The organism is Geomonas edaphica, from assembly GCF_004917075.1.
Taxonomy (GTDB): Bacteria; Desulfobacterota; Desulfuromonadia; order Geobacterales; family Geobacteraceae; genus Geomonas; species Geomonas edaphica.
The window spans coordinates 1077011-1098099 of the sequence record NZ_SSYB01000001.1; the positions used below are offsets into that span (position 1 = coordinate 1077011).

At 59.8% G+C, this 21089-nt stretch carries 18 protein-coding genes; 6 read left to right on the top strand and 12 right to left on the bottom strand.

Annotation, left to right across the window (positions count from 1 at the left end; all coding sequences use genetic code 11):
- On the bottom strand, window positions 1-1980 hold the full coding sequence (locus E8K79_RS04640; RefSeq protein ID WP_136513680.1) for a tetratricopeptide repeat protein: 1980 nt from the start codon (window positions 1978-1980) through the stop codon (window positions 1-3).
- A 267-nt stretch (window positions 1981-2247) separates the two neighbouring features.
- Here E8K79_RS04640 and E8K79_RS04645 point away from each other — a divergent pair, with 267 nt between their 5' ends.
- The 4 genes from E8K79_RS04645 to E8K79_RS04660 all read left to right on the top strand — a co-directional run bounded on the left by E8K79_RS04645 (window position 2248) and on the right by E8K79_RS04660 (window position 6507).
- Entirely contained in the window at window positions 2248-3720 is a 1473-nt protein-coding gene (locus E8K79_RS04645; RefSeq protein WP_136513681.1) for a leucyl aminopeptidase, read from the top strand.
- A gap of 283 nt (window positions 3721-4003) precedes the next feature.
- A complete protein-coding gene (locus E8K79_RS04650; protein ID WP_136513682.1) occupies window positions 4004-4744 on the top strand; it encodes an endonuclease/exonuclease/phosphatase family protein in 741 nt (246 codons plus the stop codon).
- Complete coding sequence (locus E8K79_RS04655; RefSeq protein WP_136513683.1) at window positions 4741-6273, top strand: phospholipase D-like domain-containing protein; 1533 nt, start codon at window positions 4741-4743, stop codon at window positions 6271-6273. Before E8K79_RS04650 ends, E8K79_RS04655 begins: the two co-directional genes overlap by 4 nt.
- 24 nt (window positions 6274-6297) lie before the next feature.
- Window positions 6298-6507 carry a hypothetical protein gene (locus tag E8K79_RS04660; protein WP_135871489.1) on the top strand — a complete coding sequence of 70 codons (210 nt, stop codon included), beginning with the start codon at window positions 6298-6300 and terminating at the stop codon, window positions 6505-6507.
- A 65-nt stretch (window positions 6508-6572) separates the two neighbouring features.
- Here E8K79_RS04660 and E8K79_RS04665 read toward each other — a convergent pair whose 3' ends face one another.
- The 8 genes from E8K79_RS04665 to E8K79_RS04700 form a co-directional block, all read right to left on the bottom strand.
- Window positions 6573-7847: a M16 family metallopeptidase gene (locus tag E8K79_RS04665; RefSeq protein WP_136513684.1), complete on the bottom strand. Its 1275-nt coding sequence runs from the start codon at window positions 7845-7847 to the stop codon at window positions 6573-6575.
- 145 nt (window positions 7848-7992) lie between these two features.
- Window positions 7993-8469 carry a cytochrome P460 family protein gene (locus E8K79_RS04670; RefSeq protein ID WP_136513685.1) on the bottom strand — a complete coding sequence of 159 codons (477 nt, stop codon included), beginning with the start codon at window positions 8467-8469 and terminating at the stop codon, window positions 7993-7995.
- Window positions 8470-8586: 117 nt separating this feature from the next.
- Entirely contained in the window at window positions 8587-9468 is an 882-nt protein-coding gene (locus tag E8K79_RS04675) for a carotenoid biosynthesis protein (protein WP_136513686.1), read from the bottom strand.
- Between the two features lie 135 nt (window positions 9469-9603).
- Window positions 9604-10674, bottom strand: coding sequence for an MlaD family protein (locus E8K79_RS04680; protein ID WP_136513687.1), 1071 nt, complete (start codon window positions 10672-10674; stop codon window positions 9604-9606).
- Window positions 10675-10706: 32 nt separating this feature from the next.
- Window positions 10707-11483, bottom strand: coding sequence for an MlaE family ABC transporter permease (locus E8K79_RS04685; RefSeq protein ID WP_198419772.1), 777 nt, complete (start codon window positions 11481-11483; stop codon window positions 10707-10709).
- Window positions 11480-12970 (bottom strand): hypothetical protein, encoded by a 1491-nt coding sequence (locus tag E8K79_RS04690; protein WP_136513688.1) that lies wholly within the window; start codon window positions 12968-12970, stop codon window positions 11480-11482. Before E8K79_RS04690 ends, E8K79_RS04685 begins: the two co-directional genes overlap by 4 nt.
- Window positions 12971-13243: 273 nt before the next feature.
- Window positions 13244-13771: a 3-isopropylmalate dehydratase small subunit gene (locus E8K79_RS04695; protein ID WP_136513689.1), complete on the bottom strand. Its 528-nt coding sequence runs from the start codon at window positions 13769-13771 to the stop codon at window positions 13244-13246.
- 68 nt (window positions 13772-13839) lie between these two features.
- A complete protein-coding gene (locus tag E8K79_RS04700) occupies window positions 13840-15123 on the bottom strand; it encodes a 3-isopropylmalate dehydratase large subunit (protein WP_136513690.1) in 1284 nt (427 codons plus the stop codon).
- Between the two features lie 159 nt (window positions 15124-15282).
- Between E8K79_RS04700 and E8K79_RS04705 the strand changes: the two genes are divergently transcribed.
- Complete coding sequence (locus E8K79_RS04705; protein ID WP_136513691.1) at window positions 15283-16311, top strand: LOG family protein; 1029 nt, start codon at window positions 15283-15285, stop codon at window positions 16309-16311.
- A gap of 220 nt (window positions 16312-16531) precedes the next feature.
- Entirely contained in the window at window positions 16532-16735 is a 204-nt protein-coding gene (locus E8K79_RS04710) for a cold-shock protein (RefSeq protein WP_135871471.1), read from the top strand.
- A 150-nt stretch (window positions 16736-16885) separates the two neighbouring features.
- Here E8K79_RS04710 and E8K79_RS04715 read toward each other — a convergent pair whose 3' ends face one another.
- The 3 genes from E8K79_RS04715 to E8K79_RS04725 all read right to left on the bottom strand — a co-directional run bounded on the left by E8K79_RS04715 (window position 16886) and on the right by E8K79_RS04725 (window position 20997).
- Window positions 16886-18772, bottom strand: coding sequence for an MXAN_6640 family putative metalloprotease (locus E8K79_RS04715; protein ID WP_136513692.1), 1887 nt, complete (start codon window positions 18770-18772; stop codon window positions 16886-16888).
- Complete coding sequence (locus E8K79_RS04720; RefSeq protein ID WP_136513693.1) at window positions 18772-19281, bottom strand: hypothetical protein; 510 nt, start codon at window positions 19279-19281, stop codon at window positions 18772-18774. The genes E8K79_RS04715 and E8K79_RS04720 overlap by 1 nt, the downstream gene beginning before the upstream one ends.
- A 168-nt stretch (window positions 19282-19449) precedes the next feature.
- Window positions 19450-20997 (bottom strand): 2-isopropylmalate synthase, encoded by a 1548-nt coding sequence (locus E8K79_RS04725; protein ID WP_136513694.1) that lies wholly within the window; start codon window positions 20995-20997, stop codon window positions 19450-19452.
- Window positions 20998-21089: the final 92 nt, after the last annotated feature.

The window sequence follows — 21089 nt, forward strand, 5'->3', positions numbered from 1 at the left end:
CTAGCGCGCTCCCCCTTTTTTCTGCAACGCCCGTGCGAGGTTTTCCTGCGCCACGGCGTCCTCAGGTTTCAGCCGCACCGCTTCCTGGAACTGCGCAATCGCCGCATCCAGCTCTCCCTTTGCCAGGTACGCCTCGCCCAGGTTGCTGTACGCCTTCGCGTAACCGGGGTGAACCGAGATGGCCGTCTTGAACTCGGCCACCGCCTCGTCCGCCTTCCCGTTTCTAAGCAGCGCAAAGCCCAGGTTGTTGCGCGCTTCGGCAAAGTTCGGCTTCCGTTTCAGCACGACCTGGTAATAATCGATGGCGCGCCTGTCGTCTCCCTTCAGCATGCAATCAACGGCGAGGTTGTTGTAGGCGGCGTCGAGATCGGGCTGCAGGGCAACGGCCGCCTCGTAGCAGCTGACCGCGGCGTCGATGTTCCCGGTCTCGTCGAGAAGCCTCCCCAGGTTGTAAAGCGCAACCGGGTTGCGCGGGTTTATCTGCAGCGCCTTTTTGAGGTACTCCATCGCCTCTGGAACACGCCCCTCCTTGGAGAGGGCGACGCCGTAGTGGTTGTTCGCCCTGGACTTCTCAGGCGACTTGGCGATCACGTCCCCCCACAGACTGAGCTGGCTCTCCCACACCGTGTTTCGCTGCCAGGTAACTACGGCAAATACACCTACCAGGAGCGCCGCTCCCCCATAGACGGCGCGCGTCGGGAGGTTGCGGCATGCGAGCAGGATGGCGGCGACCAGGGCGGTGAAGGCGCCCGCTGAGGGAAGGTAGACGCGGTGCTCAAAGATGACGTCCGCGATGGGGATGACGCTCGATTCGACGGAGAGGGTCACGAAAAACCAGAGGATCCCAAAGGCGATCATCCTCCCCAGTTCACCCTTCACCTGCCGGTCTTCGTCCAACTTATCTCCTTTTCCGAAGCCGGAAACGGAGGAGGAGCGCAGTTGCACCATGGCGACCGCGAAGAGCCCGAGCAACAGTAGGAATGAGAGGAACACCTGTGGCGCAAACAGTGAGTGGTACACCGGGTAGTCGTAATCGAGGTTCTGGTTGACCGGCAGCACCAGCAGACTCAGATAGGTCGCGATTACGCTGAACTGGGTGATCAGGTATTCGCCGCGCGAGATGTTGACCGTCTCGCGGCTGAGCTCATTCACGTCCGAGAGGAGCTCACCGAGAGGTTTTCCGGCGTTCGCTACGACGACAGCCGCGGCGATGACGAAAAACGCCGCCCCGGAGACAAGAAGGAGGTTACGTTTCCGGCTCGGCTTGAAGAAACAGAAGTCGTAGAGAAGCAGCGCTAGCGGCAGCGTCGCCGCCACCTCCTTGGTCTGTGCCGCGAGGAGTGCAAACAAAAGCGCCGCCGCAAAGTACATGAACGGAACCAGCGGCTTTCTTTGCCCGCCCTCCACCGCATCGCTCGGCGTAAGGAGCACCCTTCCCCGGGCGTAGCAGAACAGGGTCAGCAGGTAGAAAAGGGTAACCAGCGAGGCCAGCCGCTGCACGATGTAAGTCACAGCCTGCGTCTGTACCGGGTGGACCACGAAAAGAAGCGCGGCAAAAAGCGGCAGCAGTTCCAGGCTCCGGAGCATTTTATTGGCCCCGAAGAAGGGGGTCCGCAAGGTCACCCGCAGCAGGAAGTAGAGCACCCACGCGTTAAGGACGTGGATGGCGATGTTGAAGAGGTGGTAGCCGAAGGGATCAAGCCCCCCCCACCGGTAATTGAGGGCAAAAGTGAAGTACCCTACGACGCGGCGGGGATTGAATGCCCTCCCCTCGCCTCCCAGGAAACTGGAGAGGTCCCGGATGGTCTCGTTGTCGATGATGGAGGGGATGTCGTCGAGGACGAACGGGGAATGCAGGGTGTTGCTGTAGGCGGCGATGCCCAGGAGCATCATCAGCAACAGGTGCACCGGGATGCGGAACCGGTGGTAAAGGGTTTCGGGGGCGGGATCAGCCGCACGGGCAAGCATCTGCCGCGTCATATTCACCTCTACATATGCGCATTAAACATAAGTTGGCGGAGTCTAACCTTTTTCATCTCAAGTTGCAAAGAAAATACGCGGCGAGATGAGATTGGAGGCCACACTAAGGCCGTGCGGACCGCTTGTGGAGTCAAGGGCGTCTGTCGCTGTGGCGGCTTGTGCGGTCGCGGAAGTTTTTGGTGTACGCCGGGAGTTCAGACGCTATAATTCAGCACGAGGTGCCCATTAAAATCATCGCGCCCACTTTCCAAGAAATGAGGTCATCACATGAGAATTGAGGTATCCGTCGCTAACCCGTTGCAATACGAGACCCCGGCGCTTGTCGTCGGATGTTTCGAGGACGAGCAGGACCAGTTGTTTCTTGAGCTTGATGCCGCGCTCGGGGGGCTGCTCCAGCGCCTTGCGGAGAGCCGCGAGTTTTCCGGCAAAAAAGGGACAGCACGACTCATCCACACGTTGGGCAAGATCCCCGCTGAACGGCTTTTGCTCGTAGGTTTGGGCAAGAAGAAGGAGCTTGGCAGGGAACGCCTGCGCCAGGCCGCGGGGAACGCGGTTCAGGCGCTGCGGACTGCGCGTGTCGCCTCTTTCGGTAGCACGCTGCATCGTGCCGGGGAGCTTTCAGACGGCATCGAGGCGGTTGCCGTCGGCATGCTGTTGGGAAGCTACAGCTTTGATCTCTATAAGACCAAGGAGAAAGAGCAGCGCTTCAGTTTCGACACGGCGACCGTGCTGGTGGCGTCGGAAGCCGAGTTGGATGAGCAGCGGCAGGCAGCCGGCCGTGCCGAGATCCTTTGCGAGGCGGTGGCGCTCGCGCGGGACCTCGTTTCCCACCCGGGGAACGTTGTGACCCCCGTCTATCTTGCCGATACCGCCCGGGAGTTGGCCGACCGAAACGGGCTCGAGTGCAGGATCTACGAGCTGGACGAGCTGGAGCAGATGGGGATGAACGCACTCATCGGGGTCGGCAAGGGGGCGGCGATCGCGCCGCGACTTATCGTGCTGCAATACCATGGCGGCAAGGGGCGTCCCACGGTGCTGGTCGGCAAAGGGATCACCTTCGACTCCGGCGGGATTTCCATAAAGCCCGGCGCCGGGATGGAGGCGATGAAGACCGACATGGCAGGCAGCGCCGCGGTCCTCGGGACCATGGAGGCGGCCGCGCGACTCAGGCTCCCAGTGAACCTAGTCGGTATCATCCCGACCGCCGAGAACATGCCCGACGGCAACGCCTTCAAACCGGGCGACGTCCTCACCTCCCTCTCCGGGACCACCATCGAAATCACCAACACCGACGCAGAGGGACGCCTGATCCTTTGCGACGCGCTCCACTTCGCCCAGCAGTTCAAGCCTGCCGCCATGGTGGATCTCGCCACTCTCACCGGCGCCTGCGTGGTCGCCTTGGGACACGAGGCGAGCGGGCTCATGGGTAACGACCAGCGCCTCATCGACTCCCTCAGGCGTGCCGGCGAGGAAAGCGGAGAAAGGGTATGGCCGCTTCCCCTTTGGGAGGAGTATGGCGAAGTCATGAAGAGCGACATCGCCGACCTGAAGAACGCCGGGAGCCGGGACGGCGGTAGCATCACAGCGGGGTGGTTCCTGAAGCAGTTCGTCGGGGAGACCCGCTGGGCCCATCTGGACATAGCCGGCACCGCCTGGAACGACAAGCCCCGCCCCTACGCCCCCAAGGGAGCGACCGGGGTAGGCGTAAGGCTACTGATCGAGTTTCTGCAAGCACGCTAAACAAAGCAATGGGGCGCCCTGTCGGGCGCCCCCAGCCCCAGCCCCAGCCCCAGCCCCAGCCCCAGCCCCAGCCCCAGCCCCAGCCCCAGCCCCAGCCCCAGCCCCAGCCCCAGCCCCAGCCCCAGCCCCAGCCCCAGCCCCAGCCAGCCAGCCACCAGCAGCCAGTGCTTCGTCGGACCAGTCGGACAGTTAGCATCCCCGCCAAAATTGACATCCCCCTGCCCGCCGGGTAGCCTTTAAAAGTTTTTAACCATGGGGTCACAGAACCCAGCCAGGAGCCCCCATGTCGAAAACGATCTCGGTAATGACCTACAACGTCCATAGTTGCATCGGTACCGACGGAAAGCTGTCGCCACTGCGCATCGCCGAGGTGATCGACCAGTGCAATGCGGACATCGTCGCCCTGCAGGAGCTCGACGCAGGGCTGCAGCGCACCCAGATGATCGACCAGGCCCACCTCATCGCCATGACGCTGGAGATGTCCTTTCACTTCCACTCCTCGATCCACCTGCAGGAAGGTGGCTACGGCAACGCCATACTCAGCCGTGGCAGCGTCCAACTGATCAAGGCGGCCCCCGTCCCCACCGACCCGCTGCACCCCTCCTTCGAACGCCGCGGCGCGATATGGGCCCAAATAGAGTTGCGCGGCCACATCGTGCAGGTCCTGGCCACCCATTTCGGGCTGAACCGGGGCGAACGCGTCCGGCAGGCCCGCAGCATCACCGGCCACGAATGGCTCGCCCACCCCGAGTGCCGTCACCCAGCCATCCTCTGCGGCGATTTCAACGCCATGGCCGGCTCCCACGTCTATCGCCTGTTGACCCAACACATGCACGACGTCCAACGCGGGGTGAAAGGGCGCTTTCCCAGAGGAACCTGGCCTTCCCAACTCCCCTTCATGCGCATCGACCACATGTTCGTCTCCCGTGACTTGAAGGTACGCAACGTCTCCGTTCCAAAGACCCCTCTCAGTAGGGTCGCCTCGGACCATCTGCCGCTCGTGGTCACACTGGAGCTGCCATGAACATTTTGAAGCCGGGCCTGAACTGCATGGGTATCTACGACGCGGACGAGACAGGCGTCCTGGTCGACGCCGAGGACTATTACCGCGCCTTCTACCATACGGCCCTGGCCGCCCGGAGCTATCTGCTCATGGCGGGGTGGCAGTTCGACTCGGAAGTGCGCCTGCTGCGCGGGACGGATGAACAGGACGCGCTCGGGGGAGGCAGGTTCCTGCGCTTTCTCGATCGGCTGTGCGAACGAAATCCCGATCTGCAGGTCTACATCCTCGCTTGGGACTTCAGTGCCATCTTCTCGCTCGAGCGTGAATGGTTCCAGGGCATCATCTTCAACTGGACCTCCAACAAGAGAATTCACTTCCGCTTCGACAGCAGCCATGCGCCAGGGGCGACACACCACCAGAAGTTCGTCATCGCCGACGGGGCCCTCGCCTACCTGGGTGGCATGGACATCTGTTCCTCGCGCTGGGACGACCGCTACCACATGAAGGAAAACCCGGAGCGCATCGACGTCGACGGCCACCGGTACGGTTCATACCACGACATCCAGACCTACCACACCGGACCGGTGGTGCAGGTGCTCCTCGCCCTGTTCCGGCAGCGCTGGCGCGACTCCGGGGCCGGTGAGCTGAAACTGCCCGAGGCCGGAACCCTCGTCCCGACCGTCCCGTCCGGGGCCTTCAAGATGCCGACGACGAAGGTGGCCATAAGCAGGACGGTGGCCCCCACCCCGCCCACCACGCCCCCGGAGATCCAGGAGATCCGCCGTCTCTTCGTAGACGCCATCATGTCGGCACAAAGCCTCATCTACCTGGAAAACCAGTATTTTAGTTCGCAGGCTATCTTCTGGTCGCTAGTCGCACGCATGAGCATGCCGGAGCGCCCACGCCTGCAGATCATCCTAATGCTCCCGGACCGGCTCCCGCTCACCGAGGAGCTCTTCCTTGGCCTTCCTCAGATACGCATGATCCGGTCGCTGCAGCGGGTGGCGGAGAAGACCGGCCACATGCTGAGCGTCTACTCTTCCGCCCAGGCGGACCACGACGTCAGGCAGATGACCTTCATCCACAGCAAGCTCCTCCTGATCGACGACCGCTTCCTCACCATCGGGTCTGCTAATGCCACCAATCGCAGCATGGGGCTCGATACCGAGTTGAACGTCGCATGGGAGGCCTCAACCGCGCCATGCGATGAAGAGCTGACCCACGCCATCCGCACCCTGCGCTCCTCGCTGCTGGCCGAGCATGCCGGCCTCTTCGGCTGTGGTAAGGAGAGAAAATTCGAGGAAATGGAACACCTGACCGCACATCTCGAATCCCTTGCCGACGACGACGAAGCTAGGCTGTGCCGTTACCAGCCCGATCCCACCTTTGAAAACAGCGAGCTTCCAGAAGCGCTGGAGCCAATCGCCCGCGTGGTCGATCCGGCGCAACCGGTCGACAACGAGTTCATCTTCGAGAGCTTCACAAAATCGGAGCTTGGTTCCTTCGCAAGGGGTATATTTAAGTTAAGCCAGATGCTCATCCGGCTTTGAAAACCCGAGAAGGAGGACACCAACATGGCAGAAAAAACGACTAAGACAGGTGTCGAGATCGACGATCACGCATGCGATGTCAGGGTCTGGAGTCCGTCCTGTCAACGCAACGTCTACTCAAATGACAGCGAGAAATATCTCTGCGCTTCGTGCGGCACGATTCCCGATCTCAAACATGAGATGCATCACGAACACTTCCCTCACCTAAGCGGCGATACCGACGATATGAGCTGAGGGCAAAAAAAGACAGGGGCGAAATATCGCCCCTGCCGTCTGTCTCATCATATGCGCTTTCTTGATCAGCGCGGCAAACCCGGCCCTTCTCCCGGCCCAACAGATTCCACCCGCGGCACCACCCCTTGGAAAAGCAGACCTGCCACCTCCTGCACCTCCTCCGCAGTTACCGCCGAGATAGCTTCCAATGAAAGTTCGATCGGTTCCGGCGCACCCAAAAGCGAGGTGGTGTTGGAGATCCTGCGCACCTGGGTCTCGCAGTCGTCCAGCGCCATGAGCCGCGCGCAGCGGATCTGCTCCTTGGCGGCCGCCAGCATTTCCTCGCTCACCTTTTCGTCGCAAAAGCGCAGCACCTCGCCATGGCAGACGTCCACCGCCTCCTGGGCCCGCTCCGGACCAGTCCCCGCGTAGATCATGAGGCCGGCCGAGTCGGTGTAGGACGACATCATGGAATAAACCGTGTAGGCAAGCCCCCTGCGTTCGCGCACCTCGCGGAAAAGGCGCGAGTTCATGCCGCTGCCAAGGATCTGGTTCAGGACGGCAAGCTTGTGGCGATGCGCGTTGCCCGCCGGAGGAAGCGGGTACCCCATGTAGAAATGGGTCTGCTCCATTGCGCGCTGGTAGTGAACGTTCTGCCCGACGGCGACGCGGTACCCTTCCGAAGGCTTCCTCCCTTTCGGGGTGCCGGTCGGAAGCTCCGCCAGAAGGCGCGCGGCCTGCTCCACGACCTGCTCGTGCTCCACGTTTCCTGCGACGGAAACGATGGTCGCGTTGCTCAGGTAATTGCCTAGTTTATGCTCCATCAGGCGTTCCCGCGAGATGTTCCCGATGGTCTCCGCGGTCCCGAGGATCGGCGTCCCGAGCGGGTGTCCCTGCCAGAACCCCTGGTGGAACTGGTTGTATATGAAGCGACCTGGGTTGTCCTGGTTCATCAGGATTTCCTGCAGCACGACGCCGCGCTCTTTCTCCACCTCGTCCCCGGGGAGCCAGGAGTTGACGAACATGTCGGCCAGAATGTCGAAGGTCGCCGGGATGATGGAGGCGAGAGAAACGGCGTAGTAGAAGACCTCCTCCTGGCTCGTGTAGGCGTTGGCTCGGGCGCCGATGCTGTTGAACTCGTCGGTGATGCGGTCCGCATCGCGGCTCGGGGTCCCTTTGAAGAGCAGGTGCTCTATGAAGTGCGAGGCGCCTCCGGTCTCCGGTTCTTCATTTCTGGTGCTGGAGTCGATCCGGATGCCGACGGCGGCGCTTTGCATACCCTGTATCTGCTGCGTGACCACGCGTATGCCGTTGGGAAGCGTGGTGAGTTGAAGCTTGGGGGCGGTCGAAAGGGTAAACATAAAGGCTCCTTAAGCTTGCGGAATATTTGGTTTTCGCTGTCAGCAATTATAACACGCAGGTTGTCGGGAAAACAGATGGACAAAAAAAAGACGCCTGCCGATGAAACGACAGGCGCCTGTGCTGCGTTTAAAACCTTCTTACGGGCTACTTGAACTCGGCGTAGCGCGAGAGGACGAAGGCACGATCCTTCGCGTCCTTCTCGTGGCAGCCGAAGCAGTCGCGCTTGCCGTCGAGCCCGGAAGGCTTGCCGTCGGGGGTGAAGCCTACGAAACGCCAGCCGCCGGTCTCCTGGGCCTTCTTGTCACGCTGCATCATGACGATCATGGTCTTCTTGCCCGGCACCTGCTTGCCGCCTTCCTCCTTTATGGAGTAGTTGACGGCGACGAAACGGCTGCCGTCTGGGTAGTTGGCTGCTCCCGACTTGTAGGCAGGCATCGCCTTTTTGTTCACGTAGATGTAGTGGATGCCGTAGAACATGGACTTCTTGTCGGTGATCACCCTCGCCTTGCTTTTTTCCCAGTTCTCGTAGTTCCTGGGAAGGGTCCCCTGCTCAGCGGCAAAGGCAGCGCCTGTTACGCCTACCAGAGCTGCAAGAGCCAGCAAAGAAAACATTTTTTTCATTGTCGTGCCTCCGATTGATGAGAAAGTTGGTCCGTTTTCGGACATCGAGGTCCGAGCGCGGGCCCTAAAGAGATACCACGCCGTGGCGATGCTATCAAAGGCTATATTAAATTAAGTTCACGGCAAGACGGTCCGGCTGGAAGTGCCCGATGCGGCGGGTGACCAGGGATAATCCGCAAGGTGGTCGGCAAGCTCGTCCTTGTGATAGCGATTAACCTTCTGAGCCAGGAGCACCAGGGTCATCACGACAGGCAGGGTGAAGATGAAGATCCCGGTCAGCCCCATCAGGTTCTCACCGATATAGAAGGTGACCCCAAGGTTGAAGACGATCACGCAAAGGTAGAGAAACGGCCCGTAAAGCGAGCGGAACGGGGCGGCGGCAACGCCTGCCGGGCGCCGCTTCGCGCTCCCCACACGGTCAATCCGCTGCAGGACGAAGATGAGGGCGGCGCTCACGAGCAGCCATCCCCAATAGTTGGACATCGGGATGCCGAAATGGGTCCCAACCTCGCGATACCCGTAGATCCTCCCCAGAAACCAGCGGCTCCCCTGTAGCGCCACCGGGTCGGTGATGATGTCCAAAAAGACCTGGAACAGCGAGCCCAAAAGCAGCACCGGGAAGGAGCGGCGCAGGCGTGCCGTCTCGAGGAGCACGAGGTCTCCCTTTACGCGCTTCACCGGCCCCAGGATCAGAAGTGCCGTGGCGTAGCTGCAGTAGGTGAGGAAAACGTAGGAGAGCGAGTCGAAAAAGGGTACGCCCGCGATCCAGAGTTCACGGTCGCGCGTCACGTCCACGTAGTAATACCAGCCGTAGGGAAAGCCCGAGTTGATCGAGGAATATTCCGAGGCGAAAGCGACCAGGTAGCCGCAGACGGTGAACCACGCCGTCTTCTTCCACCCGAGGTGCAGCACGGCGGCGACGAGGTAGACAGCGAAAAAAGCGAAGACGTAGGGACGCATGGTGAAGGTCCCCACCGCGATGTCGAGGATGTGGGTCATACCGGCGGGTCTCCGATGTAGCAGCGATCTTTAGGATGCGATGTGGACAGAAAAGCATCGCCCCCTCCCCCGCCTGCAGGTCGAAACCCGCATGGAGGAGGAGGGGGCTGTAGATGGAGCTAAAGCCTTACACCTTTAGAAAAGCGTCCCGACGATGGTGCCTAAGACAGAGATCGGGCCGGTGTCCCCGAGACCTTCCATGGCGCGTTCCGCCTTTTTGAGCGTCGCCGTGGTGTCGCGGTAGAGCTGATCCTCGTTGACCAGCTTGCCGATGGTCCCCTGGCCAGAGTTGATCTTCTGGGTGATCTCCTTCACGTTTTTCGACGCGTCGCGCAGGTCGTTGTAGAGGGAGTCGTCGTGCACCAGTTTGCCCATGGTCCCTTCGCCCTTGTTGATCTTCGCGGTGATCTCCCGGACGTCCTTCATGCTCGCGTTCAGATCCTGCGTTCCGCTTCTGAGGTCCTTCAGAAGGGCGGATGCATCGGTGTAGACGGCATCGTCGTTGACGAGCTTCCCCAGAGTCCCCTCGCCGCGCTCGATCTTGCCGGCGACCACCTTCAGGCTCGACACGGCGCTGCTCGCGTCGTCGAAGAGCTTGCGGTCGTTCAAAAGCATGGCGAGCGACCCTTCGCCGCGATCCATCTTGCCGGTGATGCTGCTGATGTTGGCGATCGTCTCCTTCAGGTTGCCGCGGTTGTCGTCCAGGATGCCACTGATCTTTTGCATCACCTCATCCTGGTTCTTGTTGAGGTTCTTGACCAGGATCTTAGTGTCCTTGATAACGTCTGATAGGTCGTCGACGATGATGTCGATATTGGCGACATCCTTACCCTTTACCACCCCCCCCTCGGGAAGCAGCGGCGCGTTCGGGGAACCGAAGGAGAGCCCGAGGAACTGGCCGCCTAAAAGGTTGGTGAGCCTCAAGCCCGCGACGGTGTCAGTTTTGATCCGGGTACCGGGTTTCACCTCGAAATCGATCTCGATTTTATCGTTCAGCACCACGATATCCTTGATGCGGCCGACGTCGACACCCGACAAACGGACCGGGTCGCCAACCTTGAGCCCCGTGATGCTGGTGAGGTAGGTCTTGTACTTGATGTTTTTCTGGAACGGGTTCCACTTCTCCCCCACCTCCAGGAGCACGCCCAGAATGATGAGACCGAACACGAAGAACATGCCGACCTTTTTCTCGACTGACAGAGCCATATATCTCTACCTCCGGAACAAAGGAAAAACAGTTACATAAGGAGCCTGGTCAGGACGTAGTCGGCGACCAGGATCAGCATGAAAGATAGAACTACGGACCGCGTGGTGGACTGACCGATCCCCCTAGCGCCGCCGGAAGTGGCGAAGCCGACGTAGCAGCAGACCAAGGCGATGATCGCCCCGAAGACCATGGATTTGGTGAGGCCGATGCCGATCTCCTTCATCTTCAACGCAGCGGTCAGGCTGTCGTAGTAGGTGGCGTAGGAGACGAAGATCTGCGGATGCAAGTTGCTGATAAGCGCACCGCCGACGATGCCGATCAGGTCTCCGTATAAGACCAGCGCAGGGACGCAGATTATGCAGGCGATGAAGCGCGGCATGGCCAGGTAGCGGACCGGGTCGATGTCGAGCGTCTTCAGCGCATCGATCTCCTCGTAGACCGTCATGACACCGAGTTCCGCAGCCATGGCGGAACCGCAGCGCCCGGCGACCAGGAAGCTCGTCATGACCGGGCCGAGTTCTCGCACCATGGAGTGCCCGACGATGGCCCCGATGATGTTTTGCCCGCCGTACTTCTGCAATTCGACACCGGTCTGCAGCGCGAGCACCATACCCACGAAGAAGGCCATGACCGATGCCACCGGGAGGGTGTCCCAGCCGATGACCGCCATCTGCGTCAGGATGCTCGGGATGTTGCGGGGCGCCTCCCGCACGAAGTAGATGATCTTCCCCTGTAGGATGGCCATCTCCCCCAGCACCTGGTGAAAATAGAGGACCCTCTTGCCTAAGCGTTCAAAAACTTGCGTCACTTATCACCCCATTTGGGTCCGAAGGGAAGCCAGAAGAGATTCACCCCCTCCTGACCGCCGTCGCGCTTCAGGCTGATCAGTCCCTTCAGAAGTTTCAGCTCGCGCCCCTTGTCCGTCCTGCGGTAGGAGATCAGCGGGAAGAGCTCGTAGGCGAGGTCATCGCCGCGCCGCTCGTGCCAGAACAGGTTCCACAAAAGACTGGAGGTGGAGTTACCCGCCTCGTCCCACCGCCTTTGATAAAGGCGCCAAAGCGGTGCCCATTCCTTTTCGATCCCGTCCTTGTCGAGGATCGGCTCGAGCAGAGCGGGGAACGAGAACGAGGAGACGCCGTCGGTGTTCTTCCGGTAGAGATAAAGCGGCCACAGTGTGTTACGGCGCCGCTGGTTTCCGTCTTTGGGCCAATACTCGCGGTTGTCACGGTACAGGAAAAAGAGCACCCGGTCCTGCTCCTGGCCGAATATGTCCGATTTCAGTTCCTCGTGCTTGTACAGCGGCCACATGTACCAGGTCTTCTCCCCTTCCGGGTAGCTCTCATGAGAGTAGAAGGGAAGGAAGGCGTCACCGTTTTTCTTCTCGCCACGTACCTTGGTGATGAAGGGCCAGAAGTAATCCACTTCCTCTACCTTCTTACCGCGGTCCTCGGTGTAGCCGAAGAAGGGCCACAGGTAGCTGCGCGAGGTCCTCTTGGGAGAGTCGGTTGAGGCGTACAGCGGGAAGATGAACTTCTTCTCGGTCGGGTTGTCGGTGTTGAGCCCGGTCTTTTCGGACGTGTAAAAGGGCCAGAGCACGAAGCGCTTCTCGTACACCCCGGTCTTGTGCGACTGCCCGTAAAGCGGGAAGACGTCGAAGCCCGACTCGTTCTCGCCTGAAGTGGTTGCGAAGATGGGCCAGAGGTAGTGCCTCGTCGTGGTCCCCTTCTTCACGGTGCTGCCGTAAAGCGGGAAAAGGACGAAGTGATACTCGTCACGCCAGAAACGCTCGTAGATATTGCCGTAAATCGGGAACAGGGCGCGGTACGGTCCATACTTCTCCGACTCCCCGGATATGTAGAACGGAAACAGCATGGTCGATGATTCCCGCTGGGGTTCCGCTTCATCTTTACGGTAGGTGGAGGTCCTGAAAAGTTGCAGCACCTCGGCGTTCCGGGCCTCAGGTGTATTCTCACTCGACGCCACGGGATAGAGGTAGTACGTGGAACTTGCCTTGTCCCTTGTATTGCTGGTCCGGTAGAACAGCGGTCTCAGGGCCAGGTCGCGGTTGTCCCCACTTTTCTGATACTTGAAAATGGGTCCAAGAATCGAGAGGTTGCTGTAACGCTCGCGCGGGCTCTCGCGGTAGTCCACCAGGGGCCACAGGGTGAAGATGGTCCCGTCCTCCTGCTTAGCCTCCTGCTTAGCTTCCGACTTAGCTTCCGGCTCGGCGTGCCCTGGCGCTGAGAGCAGCAGTAAGGCAAGCAACGCAGTTATGGACGTGACGGAGCGTACCATGAACCTCTTGGGACCACCTTAGTTGAAGATACAAGGTCGGATAGTAACTGCTGCAATTACGCTGAGTCAATCAAAATGTACTATTGAGTACATTACAGTAATGGCGCAGTATGACATTTAATACAGGTGACACAAGGGCTTCACACCGCTCGACTCACCGTCAAAGTTATGCCACTTCCATTGAAAATGTCCAGTCGCGCGGCAAAAAGAGCGAGGCAGGAAACTCTCTGTCTCCTGCCTCGGCAAGTCTCTCTGAATGTAGCTTATGCTTGATCAGTACTTGCTGTCAGCGTAGTCGACCCATCCGCCGGCGAGAACAAGCGCCTTGTCAAAGGGAGAGATCTCGAACTGCATCGACTCCTCACGTCCCCCCCCTTTGATAGTGAGCGAGGTGTTGGCAACGTCTACCTCTATGGTGGCGTCTGCGGCGTCTGCGAAGGTGAAGAGTCGGTCGATCTGCCCCGGCGCAAGCTCGATGGCGGCCATGCCGCAGTTGAACATGTTCTGGCGGAAGATCCTGGCGAAGGACTCGGCGATGACCACGTGGATGCCGTTCACCTCGAAGACCCACGGTGCATGTTCGCGGGAGGAGCCGCAACCGAAGTTGGCGCGGGTCACCACGGCGCCTGCGCCGAAGGTTTTATCGCTCTTCGGGTCGAAGCCCGGGAGCTTCAGGTCCTCGAGGAGGTACGGCTTCAGGTCCTCCTTGGTGATCTCGGTGAGGTACTTGGCCGGGATGATTTCGTCGGTATTTATATCGCTGCGGTCCAGGAAGAGGACCGGGCCACCAAATTTTTTCATGTCAGTCTCCTGTAAGCGGGCACGCCCCGCGATTCGTTGTCAACTGTCAATTGTCAATCGTCAATTGATTACAGATACTTGCGCGGGTCGGCAAGCTTCCCTTCAATGGCGGAGGCGGCGGCGGTAGCCGGCGAAAGCAGGTGCACCATGCCCCCCTTCCCCATCCTGCCCATGAAGTTGCGGTTCGTGGTGGAAGCGCACACCTCGCCCTCGGCGAGAACGCCGTTGCTCATGCCGAGGCAGGCACCGCAGGTCGGGTTGGTGACACAGAAGCCGGCGTCCATGAAGATCTGGATCAGCCCCTCGGCGACCGCTTCCTTGTAGATCTGCGGAGTAGCCGGGGAAAGGATGCCGCGCACCGTCGGGGCAATCTTCTTCCCCTTGAGGATCTGGGCGGCAACCCTCAGGTCCTCGATGCGGCCGTTGGTGCAGGAACCGACGTAAACCTGGTCCACCGGGGTTCCAGCCATCTCTTCGATGCTCTTCACCTGGTCCGGCTTGTAGCCGAAGGTGCAGAGCGGGGTGAGATTGGAGAGGTCTAGATCGATGACCTTGTCGTACTCGGCATCGGCGTCGGAAGCCCACTTGGCGTACTCGGCGACGGCCGCTTCCTTGGAGGCGAAGGAGTCAGAGATGAAAGGCCAGAGGTAGTCCACGGTGACGCGGTCCGGTGCGCAGATGCCGGAGGTGCCGCCCGCCTCGATGGCCATGTTGCACAGGGTCATCCTGGACTCCATGGTCATGGCGTCGACGATCGGGCCGCCGAACTCGATGACGCGGTCGGTGGCGCCGTTCACGGTCAGTTCGCTGATAACGCGCAGGATGGCGTCCTTAGCGTAGACACCCTTGGGCAGGGTGCCGTTCAGGTTGATCCTGATGGTCTTCGGCTCGCGGAAGGCACAGACCCCTTTCAGGATGCCGACTTCGAGGTCGGTGGTGCCGACCCCGGCCGCGAAGGCGCCAAACGCGCCATGGGTGCAGGTGTGGGAGTCACCCATGATGACGGTGTTGCCGGGGCGGATGAACCCTTTTTCGGGGAAGATGGCGTGGCAGACGCCGTTCGCGCCGATATCGAAGAAGTCCTTGATGTCGTGGCGGCGCGCCCAGTCCCTGAGCATCTTGGCCTGGGTGGCGGTCTTGGAGTCCTTGCTGGGCGTCACGTGATCGATGACCGCCTTGATCTTCGTGGTGTCGAAGACCCGGTCCTTACCGCGCGCCATGAGGTCGGCGATCGCGATCGGCGTGGTGATTTCGTGGCACATGACCACGTCGATGCCAAGCACTTTGGTTCCTGCAAAAGGCTCATCAACCAGATGGGCCGCGAATATCTTTTGAGCCGTTGTCATACCCATAAATAGCGCTTCCTTTTGAGTTTGAAGTGTTTTTACCAGTCGCCAAGATAATAAAATAAGAGCAACAAATCAAACTAATAATTGTTCAATGTTATTAAACATTTGCCTGCTCGTACAGCCATGCTATAATGGCCGCCTCAATCCAACAGGGAGCCGCGTATGCAACTTCGTTTCAACAGGACAAACAGCGAAATCGACAAGATGATTGATGATCTGATGGAGAAGGCGGGCGGGGTGCACCACCCCGAGCAGACGCGCGAGATGATCATCGCCGCGCTCAAAGCGGGACAGGACACGAGCTACCTTGCGGACCTGAAGCTATTGAGCAACACCATGAAGGAGATGCGTTATACAACGACGGTCTTCGCACCCTACCGGCAGAAGAAGAAGGTGACCATCTTCGGCTCGGCCAGAACGCTCCCCGAAGAGGAGATGTACAAAAAGTGCATTTGCTTCAGCCGCCTGCTGGCGGACAAGGGGTACATGATCATAACCGGAGGCGGTGGCGGCATCATGCAGGCCGGCAACGAGGGAGCGGGAAGCGAGTGCTCCTTTGCGGCGAACATCAAGCTCCCCTTCGAGCAGAGCGCCAACCCGATCATGCTGAAGAACCCCAGACTCATCACCTACAAGTACTTCTTCAACCGCAAGGTCGCCTTCGTGAAGGAGTCCGACGCCATTGCGGTGTTCCCGGGCGGGTTTGGCACGCTGGACGAGGCGATGGAGGTCTTCACACTGGTTCAGACTGGTAAAACGTCCCCCAAACCCCTGGTTCTGGTCGACGACGAGGAAGGTTACTGGGAACACTTCTTCCGTTTCATCAAGGAAAGGCTGCTGGTTAAGGGGTTCATCTCCGCCGAGGACTTCTCCATCTTCACCATCACCAAGAGCTGTGAAGAGGCGGTCCAGGTCATCGACGAGTTCTATACCAACTATCATTCTATTCGCTTCGTGAACGGCGAGCTCATTATCCGTCTGACCAAGGTACTCACCCCCGACCAGATCGAGATGCTCGAGAACGAGTTCCCCGAACTGAGGTTAGACGGCAGCCGCATCGAGCTCATTAGCGCTCGCCCCGAGGAGGCGGACGAGCCGGACCTGCTCGAACTGCCGAGGATCGCCTTCCGATTCCACCACCAGCACTACGGTCTGCTGATAGCCTTCATTAGGCGCTTGAACACCTTTTAGCCGGGCAAATAAGAAACAATTGTTTTGAAATATTTGCTTGACAAGGTTATTACACGATGTTAATTTTTATCCCAGCAGCTAGTTCTGGAAGTTTGCCGCGCCGAAAAGCCAAAGGGTTATCAACACTTTGTGCCATTTCCAGCCAAAGAACCTTCCGGAAATTGCAGCATCAAACGTAGATCCGGCAGAGACCCGGAGGTTAGAAAAAGGAGGCAGGAAAATGGCACAGGGCAAGGTTAAATGGTTCAACGACGCGAAAGGGTTCGGTTTCATCGAGCAGGAGAACGGCGAGGACGTATTCGTGCACTTCTCTGCCATCACCGGGGACGGCTTCAAATCCCTGGCTGAAGGGGAGGCGGTCTCCTTCGACGTAACCAACGGGCCGAAAGGTCTGCAGGCTGCAAACGTTAAGAAGCTGGGCTAAGGCTTAAAGCATCGAACGTAGAAGGCCCCGCCGGAATTCCGGCGGGGCCTTTTTTTGTTTGCTGTCACAGACAACAGTTGGATAAGACAGTCTCGACCTGTAGGGGCGAATGATCATTCGCCCGTGAACCTTACCGTCTGCAACCGCCTTCTACCTCAGAGCAGCGCCAGATCGTCCCCTCAAAGAAACCGCCCTCAAGCGTCTTGCCCCCTGCCGCATTACCGCCGCGGACATAAATAGCAGCAACACCAATGCGGCCATCGGATGCTCGACGGCGAAGATCAAGGGGAGCAGCATCCCACGCACCCCGCTCTTCATCCATTCGTGGCCGGCGATCACGTCGGCAATCGGCGGGCTCAGGCGGTAGTACGCTGAAACGAAGAGCCTGCCGGGCGCGTTGGTCATGAGCCAGTGATCGCGGAAGGCCCGCAGTTCGGCTACTTTCGGGTGGAGGTAACTGCCGTAGGCCGCCGTCGCGATGAAGCACCCTCCCCCGCCTCCGCCACCGCCTGTGCTTTGCGACGGGATGGTGAGGCGGTTGGCATCCAGCACCAGTCCGTCGTTGCCAAGTCCGGTACCATCGGTCACCGTGACCTTGTCCGCCTGGAAAGCCGGAGAGACCACCACCGGATCGCTCAAGTCGCCGTTGCCGTTGTTGCAGGCGATCAGGTAGACGACGTCCCCCGCCCCGAAAAGGGGAACCGTAATGCTCTGGGACGAGGCGTTGTAAGGATACTCAGTGACCCCGGAGGTACCGACCTTTTCTGCCGCCACTACCACAGTGGCGGGCAACCCAGTGAAGGTGATCATCAGGGTGCCGTCGGGGTTTGCCGGCAGGTACTTGTAGACCTGAAAGGTGTATGGGGCCGGTAGGGAAATGGCGGGCGCGGGTATGGTGCCGTCGACCGTGTTGGTCTGAGCAATTTTCAAGTCTCTCGAGGTGATCAATCTCATCGTCGGCAAATCGAGCAGATGACTTTCCCAGTCAGATAAGACCGTCCGCTTCGCAAACCCGAAGAAGTTGTTGCCAAGGTTGCCCTTTAGAACGGTATCAAGCGACGGAATGAAGGGGATCTCCACACCGAGATCGGGTGAGGTCGTGTTACTCGGCCTGGGCTGCGCCGCTAGATCGGTCCATACCGCCCTGATCGCGGTGCGGCTCTGCTGCAATTCGGTTAAGTAACGATTGAAGATCCAGCGCCCATACTCGGTGCCGCTACCTACTCCGGCATCCACCGCAACGGTATCCACTCTGGAAAAGTAGGCCCAAAGGTAGTCGTAGAGCTGGTTGCCGGAATCGTACACCTCGTCCTCCATCCACGTGGAGGTCATCTCGGCGAAGGCGGTATCGAAGTAGGCGTTGTACCCGAACTGAATCGCGTGATGGAACTCGTGGGCCGCGGTGATCCTAAGGCTCGTGATCGGGGTGTAGTCGCTGAATATGGGCGCTGTGAAGGACCGGTCAATCTGGATCCAGCTTGAATAGGAGACCGAACTGCCGGTGACAGGCGTCGAGTCGTTCTGGGTGTAACCATAGACCGCGTCCGTTGCCAGGTCCTGCAGGTAGACATCGTAACTCGTGTCGGGGGGGGGATGATACCCCATCTTCTCCACTTCGACGCTGTAGACGTATTCGAACACACCGGCAACCGTCTCGACCCAGTCGGGCACGCCGTTGCCGTTGTTGTCGGTGGTGTCGACGGCGTCACCGCCGCTCGTCGTGTAGTGGATGGTGAAGTGCCCGCCGACCGGGGTGCAGGTCTTCTCCTTGCTGAGCGAGGGGCGAGCGAGGTACTTGGCCAGCACCTTCTGGGTGGGGGCCTCGAGCCGGCTCCAGTCCTTTTTCAGTTGTCTAAAGAACCCGGTACGGCACCTTTCGGCGTGCGTCGTCTGGGACTGAACCGAGCTCAGCGCCTTGGCAACACTCGCCTCATGGCCGAACCTGGCAAGGTAATAGTCGTCGAGAGCCGCCGCAGAAGCGAAGGCCGGAAAGAGCAGTGCCGCGCAAAGCGCAGATGCAAAAAGTTTGTTTACCACTAGTCCACCATCCTTTTGCCCACTCGAAGCGGGACCAGTTTTGTTGCGCCCACCTCAACCTTCACCTCGACTCCCTGGTTGCCTACCCGGTAGGTGCCGACCGGGAGTACCGCCACATAAAAGCCGTTGCCGTCGGTATCCACCGTCGTCACCAGTTTGTCCCCGGCAGCGATGGGAACCGGAAGCAGCGGCACCGCATGGTACCCAGCGGCGGGGCGCAGCTTTCCACCGTACGACTGCACGAAGCAGACCCCCGCGATCGCCCCGGTGCCTTCGGTCAGCGCCACCTCACGGATCCTCTCCTCGTTGGTCTCCACCACGGGACGGAACCCGGGGCGCACCGCCACGAAGGGGACGAAAGGCTCTCCCGGTTTGCCGGCAGCGAACCCCTTCCCGTCGAAATGAAGGTAGGACCAGAGTTCGGAAGGGCGCTTGGCGAAGGCATGCGCAGTCAAAGCGGTTAGGGCTACTGTCAAAGCAGCAAGAGCTAGGCGTCTGAGACCGTGCATGTGAATCACCTGGATACTGATCGGATGGGAAGCGAAAAACATGAAGGGAAATGCTGATAGCATTACACGAGGCGGCAGCAGAATTACAGTAAAAAAATGTAAAGGCAGGAAAAGGAAGCCAGGCGGCTTCCTTTTCCTGTACTGCGGTTCAGAGTGTGTTGCAGACGACTAGAGAGATTCTATTTCGCGATCGGTAGCGAAGTAGAGTCGGTTCAGCGCATCGATGTACGCCTTTGCCGAGGCCTCGATGATGTCGGTGGAGGAACCGCGCCCGACGACCGGGTTGCGCTCCCCCTCGGTGATGCGGACGGTGACCTCGCCGAGCGCGTCGGTGCCGCCGGTGATCGAGCCCACGTTGTACTGAAGCAGCTGCGCGTCGCGCTTGGCGAGTTTCTTGATCGCCTTGAGCGTTGCGTCTACCGGGCCGTCGCCGAGCTCGGCCGTTCTCACCTGCATGCCGTCGATCTCCATCTGGACCGTTGCCGTGGCGACGGCGAACGAGCCACAGGTGACGGTGATGTGGGAGAGCTTGTACTTCTCGTCGATCTTCTTCGCCTGGTCGGCGACGATGGCGTCCAGATCCTCGTCGAAGACCTCCTTCTTCAGGTCCGCAAGCGCCTTGAACCGGGTGAACGCCTTGTTCAGCGCGTCATCGTCCAGTTCGTGTCCGAGTTCCTCGAGCCGCTTCTTGAAGGCGTGGCGCCCGGAGTGCTTGCCGAGAACGAGCGCGCTCGCCTTGAGGCCGACCGACTCAGGCGTCATGATCTCGTAGGTCGACTTGTCCATCAGCATGCCGTGCTGATGGATCCCGGCCTCGTGGGCAAAGGCGTTCGCACCGACGATGGCTTTATTCTGCTGCACCGCGATGCCGGTAACCTGGGTGAGCAGGCGGGAAGCCGGGGTGAGCTGCTCGGTGACCACGTTGGTCTTGAATGGGAGGATGTCGCCGCGCGTCCTGATCGCCATGACGAACTCCTCGAGCGAGCAGTTGCCGGCGCGCTCGCCGATGCCGTTGATGGTGCACTCGACCTGTCCCGCGCCCGCCTGCACGGCGGCGATGGAATTGGCCACGGAAAGGCCCAGGTCGTTGTGGCAGTGAACAGAGATGATCGCGTCGTCGATGTTCCTCACGTTGTCCTTCAGGTACTTGATGATGTTGAAGTACTCGAAGGGGATGGTGTAGCCGACCGTGTCGGGGATGTTGACCGTGGTAGCGCCTGCGTCGATGACCGCACCCACCACTTCGGCGAGGAATTTGAGGTCGGTGCGCACCGCGTCCTCACAGGAGAACTCAACGTTTGCGGTGTAGGAACGTGCCCTTTTCACACCTTTGACCGCCGCGTCCAGCACCTGAGCCGGGGTCATCTGCAGCTTGTACTTCATGTGGATGTCAGAGGTGGCGATGAAGGTGTGGATGCGCCCCTTCTCCTCGGCGTACTTCAGGGCCTCCCAGGCGCGATCTATGTCCTTGAAACCGGCGCGGCAAAGACCGGCGATCTCCGGCCCCTTGATGGTCTGGGCCACCTTTTGCACCGCCTCAAAATCCCCTTCCGAGGCGATCGGGAAGCCCGCCTCGATGACGTCGACGTTCAGTTTCTGAAGCTGCCTGGCAAGGCGGAGTTTCTCCTCGATGTTCATGCTGGCGCCCGGGGACTGCTCCCCGTCTCTGAGTGTCGTGTCAAAGATCTTGATGGTTTTCGGTTCCGTGTTGTTCACTTGCGCTCCCCCTCTTAGTGGTTGTGCTGCCTCGTTAGCCTGCCCTCCCCTGCCTGCTTGATCAGGTCAGACACGGTGGCAAAAACCGACAG